Annotated in this window: 9 protein-coding genes and 1 tRNA gene; all 10 read left to right on the forward strand. The window is 70.3% G+C overall.

Annotated features, from left to right (window positions below):
• Positions 1-480 (forward strand): short-chain fatty acyl-CoA regulator family protein (locus I9P22_RS22155; protein WP_199262195.1); only part of this gene is annotated, 480 nt, incomplete at its 5' end.
• 58 nt (positions 481-538) lie between these two features.
• Positions 539-895, forward strand: coding sequence for a response regulator transcription factor (locus I9P22_RS22160; protein ID WP_199262197.1), 357 nt, complete (start codon positions 539-541; stop codon positions 893-895).
• Positions 892-1,146, forward strand: a complete 255-nt coding sequence (locus I9P22_RS22165; RefSeq protein WP_199262200.1) for a hypothetical protein — start codon at positions 892-894, stop codon at positions 1,144-1,146. Before I9P22_RS22160 ends, I9P22_RS22165 begins: the two co-directional genes overlap by 4 nt.
• The gene (locus I9P22_RS22170; RefSeq protein WP_199262202.1) at positions 1,136-3,793 is read left to right on the forward strand and encodes an ATP-binding protein; all 2,658 of its coding nucleotides are present in this window, start codon (positions 1,136-1,138) and stop codon (positions 3,791-3,793) included. The genes I9P22_RS22165 and I9P22_RS22170 overlap by 11 nt, the downstream gene beginning before the upstream one ends.
• Before the next feature lie 59 nt (positions 3,794-3,852).
• Positions 3,853-5,028, forward strand: a complete 1,176-nt coding sequence (locus I9P22_RS22175; protein ID WP_199262204.1) for a FliM/FliN family flagellar motor switch protein — start codon at positions 3,853-3,855, stop codon at positions 5,026-5,028.
• Between the two features lie 197 nt (positions 5,029-5,225).
• Positions 5,226-5,444 carry a translation initiation factor IF-1 gene (gene infA, locus I9P22_RS22180; RefSeq protein ID WP_010397442.1) on the forward strand — a complete coding sequence of 73 codons (219 nt, stop codon included), beginning with the start codon at positions 5,226-5,228 and terminating at the stop codon, positions 5,442-5,444.
• 25 nt (positions 5,445-5,469) lie between these two features.
• On the forward strand, positions 5,470-6,090 hold the full coding sequence (locus I9P22_RS22185) for a Maf family protein (protein WP_199262206.1): 621 nt from the start codon (positions 5,470-5,472) through the stop codon (positions 6,088-6,090).
• A complete protein-coding gene (locus I9P22_RS22190; protein WP_199262209.1) occupies positions 6,087-7,148 on the forward strand; it encodes a ribonuclease E/G in 1,062 nt (353 codons plus the stop codon). The genes I9P22_RS22185 and I9P22_RS22190 overlap by 4 nt, the downstream gene beginning before the upstream one ends.
• Complete coding sequence (locus tag I9P22_RS22195) at positions 7,145-7,294, forward strand: DNA gyrase inhibitor YacG (RefSeq protein WP_199262211.1); 150 nt, start codon at positions 7,145-7,147, stop codon at positions 7,292-7,294. The genes I9P22_RS22190 and I9P22_RS22195 overlap by 4 nt, the downstream gene beginning before the upstream one ends.
• Positions 7,295-7,369: 75 nt before the next feature.
• A tRNA-Phe gene (locus I9P22_RS22200) sits at positions 7,370-7,445 on the forward strand.
• Positions 7,446-8,093: the final 648 nt, after the last annotated feature.

An 8,093-nucleotide genomic window follows, 5' to 3' on the forward strand; every position in this document is an offset into this window, starting at 1 on the left:
GAGGCGGGCGAGTGCGGCGACGACCCGGCGGCGATCGCGGCCCGGCTGGGCCGGCCGCTGGAGCTGGTGCTGCGCCGGCTGGGCATGCTGCGCCCCGGCCCCTGGGCGCAGGCCGGGCTGATCGTCTGCGACGGTTCCGGCGCCACGCTGTTTCGCCAGGCTGCGCCGGGCTTCGAACTGCCGCGGCCCGGCGAAGGCTGCGCGCTCTGGCCGCTGTTCGAGGCGCTGGCCCAGCCGCAGCTGCCGGTGGCGCGGCTACTGGTGACCAATGGCGGACTGCGCTTCGCCTCCTGGGCGGTGGCCGAGCGGCTGCTGCCCATGGGCTTCGACGGCCCGGCGCTGAGCCGGGCGCAGATGCTGGTCCGCCTCGCCGGCCCGCAGGACAACCGCCCGCCGCTGGGCGTCGGGCCCGCCTGCCGCATCTGCCCGCGCCCCGGCTGCGCCGCGCGCCATGAACCGTCGATCCTGGGGCCGGTCTGATTTTGACAAGCGCCCTGCCTGCCGCCATCATCCGCGAAAACCCCAGGGAGGCCCGCCCGTGACCGTCGATGTGCTGCTGATCGAGGACGAACCCAGCATCGCCGAGGCGGTCCGCTTCATCCTGTCGCGCGAGGGCTGGCGCTGCGAGCAATGGCCCGAGGGCAGCGGCGCCATCCAGCGCATCCGGGCGCTGGCGCCGCGGCTGCTGATCCTGGACCTGATGCTGCCCGGCCGCAGCGGCGCCGAGATCCTGGCCGACCTGCGCGGCGATCCGCAGCTGCGGGCGCTGCCGGTACTGCTGCTCAGCGCGCGCGGCCAGGCCAACCTGCCCGAGGGCGCCGACCGCACCCTGCCCAAGCCCTTTGCCAATGACGACCTGCGCACCGTGGTGCGCGAGCTGCTGGGCGCCGCATGAGGCTGCGGGCGCGGCGCCTGTTCCTGGGCCGGGACGCCTATCGCCGACGGCGGCTGGCCGACGCGACCCGGGTGGTGCCGGTGCTGTTCGCGCTTCTGGCGGTGCTGCCGCCGATCTGGCTTCCGCATCACTTCAGCTATGCCCGCGGCGCGGTCTGGCTGGCCGTCGGCTGGGCGCTGACCATCGCCGTCACCGCAGCACTGCATCGCGCGCTTGGCCGCGGCGGGGCGGAGGACGAGGATGACGCCTGAAACCCTCGGCGCCGCCTCGGTCGCCTATGTCGCGCTGATGTTCCTGCTGGCCCATGCCGCCGACCGCGCCGCCGCCGCCGGCCGCTGGCGCTGGATGGACCGGCCGGCGATCTACACGCTGTCGCTGTCGGTCTATTGCTCGGCCTGGACCTTCTACGGCGCGGTCGGCTACGCCACCCGCTCGGGGCTGGAGTTCCTGACCATCTATCTCGGCCCCGGCATCGTCTTCGCCGGCGCCTGGTGGGGGTTGCGGCGGCTGGTGCGCGTGGCGCGGCTGCACCGCATCACCTCGATCGCCGACCTGATCTCCAGCCGCTTCGGCAAGTCGGCCGGGCTGGCGGCGCTGGTGACGCTGATCGGCGTGGTGGCGGCGACACCCTATATCGCGCTGCAATTGCAATCGGTCTCGATGGCGCTGTCGGCCTTCGCCAGCGACCAGCACGCCCTGCCCCGCAATGTCGCACTGTGGGTGGCGGTGGGGCTCGCGGCCTTCGCCATCCTGTTCGGCACCCGCAACCTTGCCGCGGACGAGCGCCATCACGGCGTCGTCATGGCCATCGCGGTCGAGGCGGTGGTCAAGCTTGCCGCCTTCATCGCGGTCGGGACCTATGTGCTCTGGGGCATCGCCGAGGGGCCGGGCGACGTGCTGGCCCGCATCGACCGCATGGCGATCTCGGCCGGGGGCGAGGGCTGGCTGATCCGTCCCGAGCGCTGGTTCGCGCTGATCATGCTGTCGGGGGCGGCGGTGATGGTGCTGCCGCGCATGTTCCACGTCCTGGTGGTCGAGGCCAGCGACGAGGACCGGCTGCGCCAGGCCGGCTGGGCCTTCCCCGCCTATCTGGCCGCCATGTCCTTCCTGGTCCTGCCCATCGCCGTGGTCGGGGCGGACATGCTGCCAAAGGGCTCGAATCCCGACCTTTACGTCCTGGCCCTGCCCCTGTCGCAGGGGCGCGAGGCGCTGGCGATGCTGGTATTCCTGGGCGGGTTTTCCTCGGCCATGTCCATGGTCGTGGTCAGCGCCATCGCGCTCTCGACGATGATGGCCAACCACTGGCTGGTGCCGCTGTGGCTGTGGCTGCGCCAGGCGGCGCTGTCCGAGCCGGCCCAGGCGCCCGAGGATCTGGGCGCGCTGATGCTGAACGCCCGCCGCCTGGCCATCGTCGCGGTGATCGGCGCCGGCTGGTTCTATCATCACATGTCGGGCGGCACCTCGGCGCTGGCAGCGATGGGAACCGTGGCCTTTTCCGGCATGGCGCAGGTGCTGCCGGCGATGATCGCCGGGCTGCTCTGGCGCGGCGCCACCCGCCGCGGCGCCATCGCCGGCATCCTCGCCGGCGCCGGGATCTGGAGCGGGATGATCTTCCTGCCCTCGCTGGGCCTGGTTCCGCAACCGGCCCTGCCGGCCGAGATCGATCCCTTCGCCGGCGCGGTGCTGCTGGCCCTGTCGGTCAACCTGCTGCTGTTGATCCTCGTTTCGCTGCTGGATTTCCCGGACCCGGCCGAGCGGCTGCAGGCCCTGTCCTTCGTCCATGCCATCGCCCCCGACGCCACGCCGAAAAAGGCCGCACCGGCAGTGCAGGCCGAGGCGCTGCTGACGCTGGCCGGGCGCATCTGGGGCGGCGAGACCGCGCTGGAGATGTTCCGCCGGGCCGCCGAGGACCAGGGCAAGACCGGCTATCTGCCCGAGCTGACCCCGCGGCTGCTGGCGGATTTCGAGCGCCGGCTGGCCGGTACCGTCGGCGCCGCCACCGCCTCGGCGCTGATGACCCGGGTCGGCGGGCGCGGCGGGGTCACGGTCGCCGACCTGATGGCGGTGGCCGGCGAGGCCAGCCGCGCCCGCGAGGCCAACCGCCGGCTCGAGAACACCTCGGCAGAACTGGCAAGAACGGCGGCCATGCTGCGGGAAAGCAACGAGAAACTGACCGCGATCTCGGCGCAGAAGGATGCCTTCCTGGGCCAGATCAGCCACGAGCTGCGCACGCCCATGACCTCGATCCGCGCCTTTTCCGAGATCCTGATGGAGCCGGACCTGCCCGCCGAGGACCGCGCCCGCTTCGCCGGCATCATCCATGACGAGGCCGGGCGCATGACCCGGCTGCTGGACGACCTGCTGGACATCTCGGTGCTCGAGGCCGGCAAGGCGCGGCTCAAGCCCGAAGTCTTCAATCTGCACGACCTGATCGAGCGGGCGCTGGTCTCGGCCGGCGCCACCGCCGGGGGGCGGGATTTCGCGATTCGCCGCAATGCCATCGCCGAGCATCTGCCGGTGATCACCGATCCCGACCGGCTGCTGCAGGTGCTGATCAACGTGATCGCCAACGCCCGCAAATATTGCGATGCCGAGACGCCGGTCATCCGCATCGAGACCCGCCGCACGCCCGAGGGCGGCACCGAGATCGACATCGGCGACAATGGCTCGGGCATCGGCGCGGAAAGCCGGGCGCTGATCTTCGAGAAATTCGCCCGGCTGAACGATCCGGCCCGTGCCGGCGGCGCCGGGCTGGGCCTGGCGATCTGCAAGGAAATCATGGAGTTCCTGGGCGGATCCATCGCCTATCTGCCCGGCCAGGGCGGCGCCTGCTTCCGCATCGCGCTGCCGCCGCGCCCCCGGCGTCGGGCGGATAATGATGAAAATGCCCGGGGTTAAATCTTTTCGCAACCAGTCCATGCCATGCTGCGCCAGAGAAGGTATTGATTCGGTCTGGTATGGATAACGCAGCAACGGCCCCGACGGCCGGCACCGATATCGGCGGGACGGAACCGGGCGCAGCCCCGGTCCTGCGCCGCTGGATCGCCGCCAGGGAAAGGGCGCGGGCGCTGCCGGATGCCGCCGGCAGCCGCGCCGCGCCGGAATTCCGCATCGAACGCGCGGTGGCCATCGCGCTTGGCCGCGCCGCCGAAAAGCAAGCCCGGCTGCCAGTCTTCGTGGAAAAGGTCGAGCTGGCCGGCATGGCCGCGTCGGAACTGCCGGAATTCCTGCCCGAACGGGCGCTGCTCGCCATTGTCGAAGGCCGGCGGGACGCCATCGGCGTGGTGGCGATCTGCCCCGCCCTGCTGGCCTCGCTGATCGAGATGCAGGCCATCGGCCGGGTCACCGCGCGCCCGGCGCAGCCGCGCAAGCCCACCCGCACCGACGCCACCATCGCGGCGGATTTCGTGAACGCGCTGCTGGCCGAGCTGGCGCGGGAATGTGCCGGGGGCGAGGGGATGCCGGATTTCGGCGCCTTCCGCTATGCCACCTATATGGACGATCCACGGCCGCTGACCCTGATGCTGGAAGACGGGGACATGTCGCGCCTGACCCTGCGCTTTCGCATCGGCCCGGGCAGCCAGCGCGACGCGGTGCTGATGATCGCGCTTCCGGCCGAGGCGGGAAGCAGGCTGCCCCATGCCGACGGCGCCGGGGGGAACGCGGCGAAGCTGCCGGCCGCCCCGGCCGCAGCCGCCCCGCCCTCGCTGGCCGGAATCGTGCAAGAGGCGCCGATCCGGCTGACCGGGATCCTGTGCCGCCGCAAGGTCAGCCTGCAGCAGCTGCGCAATCTCGGGCCCGGCTCGCTGATCCCGCTGCCGCAGAACGTGCTGGACGAAGCGCGCATGGAAACCCCGCTCGGACAGCTTCTGGCCCGCGGCCGGCTGGGCGAGGCGGACGGTTTCCACGCCATTCGCCTGCGCGACCTGGCCCGGGAAGCGGCGCCCGCGCCGGGGCTCGGGCAAGTCGCCTGGGGAACGGACAGCCTTGCGCTTCCCGGTCAGCCGGCGATCCCGGCGGCAGAGCTCATGGCGGCCCCGCCCGAACCGCCGATCGCGGATTACCACCATCCCGACGCCTTCCGCCCGGACGGGCCGGATCCGGCCGCGCCATCGCTGCGCGCCGCCGGCTGAGGCAACCGCGGCGACACAGGGGCACTCTTCGGAGGGACATGCCTGAACCATGCAACTTTTACGCGACTTTCCCCGGTTTCGCGCCGCGGGGCGGCATCCCAGGCCGCAGCCGGTCCAGATTCCCCTTGAAAAATGCGCCGTTCGGACGCATGTAGCTTGCGCCCGCCAAGGCGCGGGTTACCCCCACAGGAGAAGACATGGCCAAGGAAGAAATGCTCGAATTTCCCGGCGTCGTGAAGGAACTCCTGCCCAATGCGACATTCCGGGTCGAGCTAGAGAACGGCCATGAGATCATCGCACATATGGCAGGAAAGATGCGCAAGAACCGCATCCGCGTCCTTGCCGGCGACAAGGTTCAGGTGGAGATGAACACCTATGACCTGACGAAGGGGCGGATCAATTACCGCTTCAAGTAAGCCCGCGGATACCGCTGTCCCCGGCATGGCGGCGGCGGTTTCGGCAGCGACCGCGGCGCGGCCCGGAGCCCGACCGGAGCTCGTGCTCGGCTCGGCCAGCCCGCGGCGCCTGGAATTGCTGGCCCAGATCGGCATCATCCCCGACCGCATCCTGCCGACCGAGATCGACGAGACCCCGCATCGGGGCGAAAGCCCGCGCGACTATGTCCGCCGCATCGCACGCGAAAAGGCCGAGGCCCTGCTCGGCTGCACCGATGGCGCCATCCTTTGCGCCGATACCGAGGTCGTCGTCGGCCGCCGCATCCTGGGCAAGCCGGCAGACGCGGCCGAGGCGCGGCGATTCCTGGAGCTGCTTTCGGGGCGACGGCATCGCGTGCTGACTGCGGTGGCGCTGGCCCATCAGGGCCGCCTGCGCGAGCGCCTAGTCGAAACCGCCATCCGTTTCCGCCCGCTCTCTCCCGCGCAGATCGACCGCTATCTTGTCTCGGAGGAATGGCGGGGCAAGGCCGGCGGCTATGCGATCCAGGGCCGCGCCTCGGCCTTTGCGACTTGGATGCAGGGCTCCTACAGCGCCGTCGTCGGCCTGCCCCTGGCCGAGACCGCGACCATGCTGGCCGCCGTCGGAATTCGGGAACGGATGGAATGAAGGGTCGTCAAATCGTTCTGGGCCGAGTTTTCGGCCGCGATGCCGCCGCGCTGATGCAGGACGGCCGACTCGAGGATCTGATCGTCGATCCGGCCGGGGTTACGCCGCTGGCCCCCGGCGCCATCTGCCGCGCCAAGGTCGACCGCCTGGTCAAGGGCCAGGGCGGCGTGTTCCTGCGCCTGCCCGAAGGCGCGCGCGGCTTCCTGCGCGATCGTTCCGGCCTGCGCGAGGGACAATCGCTGCTGGTCCAGATCAGCGGCTGCGCCGAGGACGGCAAGGCGATTCCCGTCTCGGCCCGGCTGAATTTCCGCGGCCGGCATGTGATCGTCACGCCCGGCATCCAGGGAGTGAACGTCTCGCGCCGCATCCGCGATGCCGCGTTGCGCGACGCGCTGGTGCGCCTGGGCGAAACCACCCTGGCGGATCAGGCCGACCCGCCCGGCATCGTCTTTCGCAGCATCTCGGCCACCGCCGCCGAGGCCGAGATCATGGCAGAGCTGCACCAGCTTCTGGATCTGGCCGGCACCGTTCTTGCCGATCGGGAGGGCGTGCCGGAGCTGCTGCTCGACGCACCGGAGCCGGCCGAGCAGGCCTGGCAGGACTGGGCCGACCCGGCGCCCGACGCGATCGAGGATCACGCCGACGCCTTCGAGACCAGCGGCGCCGAGGCGGCGGCGCGCCGGCTGCTCGACACGCGCATCGACCTGGGCGGCGGCGCCTGGGCCGAGATCGAGGCGCTGCGGGCGCTGGTCGCCATCGACGTCAATACCGGCAGCGACCATTCGCCCGCCGCCGGGCTGAAGGCCAACATCGCCCTGGCGCGCGACCTGCCGCGGCAGCTGCGCCTGCGCGGGCTGGGCGGGCAGATCGTGGTGGATTTCGCACCGATGCCCAAGCGCGACCGCGGCACGCTCGAACAGGTGCTGCGCGCCGCCTTCCGCGCCGAGACCGCCGAAACCGTGCTGATCGGCTGGACCGCCATGGGCCTTTACGAGATCAGCCGCAAGCGCGACCGCATCGCGCTGTCGCGGCTGGCCGAGCCGGAGCAGGACCGATGAAATGCCCGATCTGCGGCAAGCCCGCCTCTGACCGCTACCGCCCCTTCTGTTCGCGGCGCTGCGCCGATGTTGACCTGGCGCGGTGGTTCCGCGGCGATTACCGCATCCCGGGCGAGCCGCTGCTTCGGGAGGGCGAGGAGGAGTGAAATTTTCACTTTTGGCTCTGGACAGCGCGCCCCGGCTACCATAACAACGCGCCAGTCCGAAGCGAGACGCTGCGGGCCCGGATAGCTCAGTTGGTAGAGCAGCGGATTGAAAATCCGCGTGTCGGTGGTTCGAATCCGCCTCCGGGCACCATTATCCCCTCCCCTCGATAGTTCAGCTTCGGCTTTGACCGGCCGCGGCGACCGCCGGCTATTGCGCCACAGGAATGCCTGCAACCGTTCCAACGACAGTCCCATGCCTCGAGGCTTCCTCGAACTTCCTGCAGGATCTGGGCGGATCCGGGGCCGCAAACCACGTCCCGAGATCGACCGCCGCGCATTTCCAAGCCGACCGCTCGGCCTGACAAGGTCTATTCTCGCGCCAATCTCGGAATATTTAGACGACTCCCGCAACGCCTTTCCCAAGCCGGATCATCTGCCCCGCGGGTGGACGCGGAATATCCCGGCAGCGCTGGACAATAACAGGGTTCCGCGGAAAAGCCCTGGGACCCCCGGTATTCGAAAGCCGTTCGTTCGGAACGGGCCGGATCGCTGCAGCATTCCGTCGATTCATCCGCCACGGCATTCTCCGCGCCGCATTCCTGCATTCGCGGCCGGCCTCGGCGGCGCACCTGCACCGAAGATCGTGCCCATGCACAAGCCCAAAAATCCGCAGCCATGTGCGCCAGGACACATCCCGGCGCTGCCCGCTGCGCTAGGTTGTGTTGACAAAAAGGATTCCCCTGCGCGCCTGGCTGTGATTCAAGATCATCTCTACGTGGGAGGTGACCTTGGCACGCAA

Origin of the sequence: Paracoccus binzhouensis (genome assembly GCF_016446475.1) — a bacterium.
Taxonomy (GTDB): domain Bacteria; phylum Pseudomonadota; class Alphaproteobacteria; order Rhodobacterales; family Rhodobacteraceae; genus Paracoccus; species Paracoccus binzhouensis.

Excerpts from the sequence above, each read along its gene's own strand:
- I9P22_RS22165 (WP_199262200.1), top strand. The coding sequence starts at position 892 with ATGAGGCTGCGGGCGCGGCGCCTGTTCCTGGGCCGGGACGCCTATCGC.
- I9P22_RS22170 (WP_199262202.1), top strand. The coding sequence starts at position 1,136 with ATGACGCCTGAAACCCTCGGCGCCGCCTCGGTCGCCTATGTCGCGCTG.
- I9P22_RS22175 (WP_199262204.1), top strand. The coding sequence starts at position 3,853 with ATGGATAACGCAGCAACGGCCCCGACGGCCGGCACCGATATCGGCGGG.
- I9P22_RS22190 (WP_199262209.1), top strand. The coding sequence starts at position 6,087 with ATGAAGGGTCGTCAAATCGTTCTGGGCCGAGTTTTCGGCCGCGATGCC.
- infA (WP_010397442.1), top strand. The coding sequence starts at position 5,226 with ATGGCCAAGGAAGAAATGCTCGAATTTCCCGGCGTCGTGAAGGAACTC.
- I9P22_RS22185 (WP_199262206.1), top strand. The coding sequence starts at position 5,470 with ATGGCGGCGGCGGTTTCGGCAGCGACCGCGGCGCGGCCCGGAGCCCGA.
- I9P22_RS22195 (WP_199262211.1), top strand. The coding sequence starts at position 7,145 with ATGAAATGCCCGATCTGCGGCAAGCCCGCCTCTGACCGCTACCGCCCC.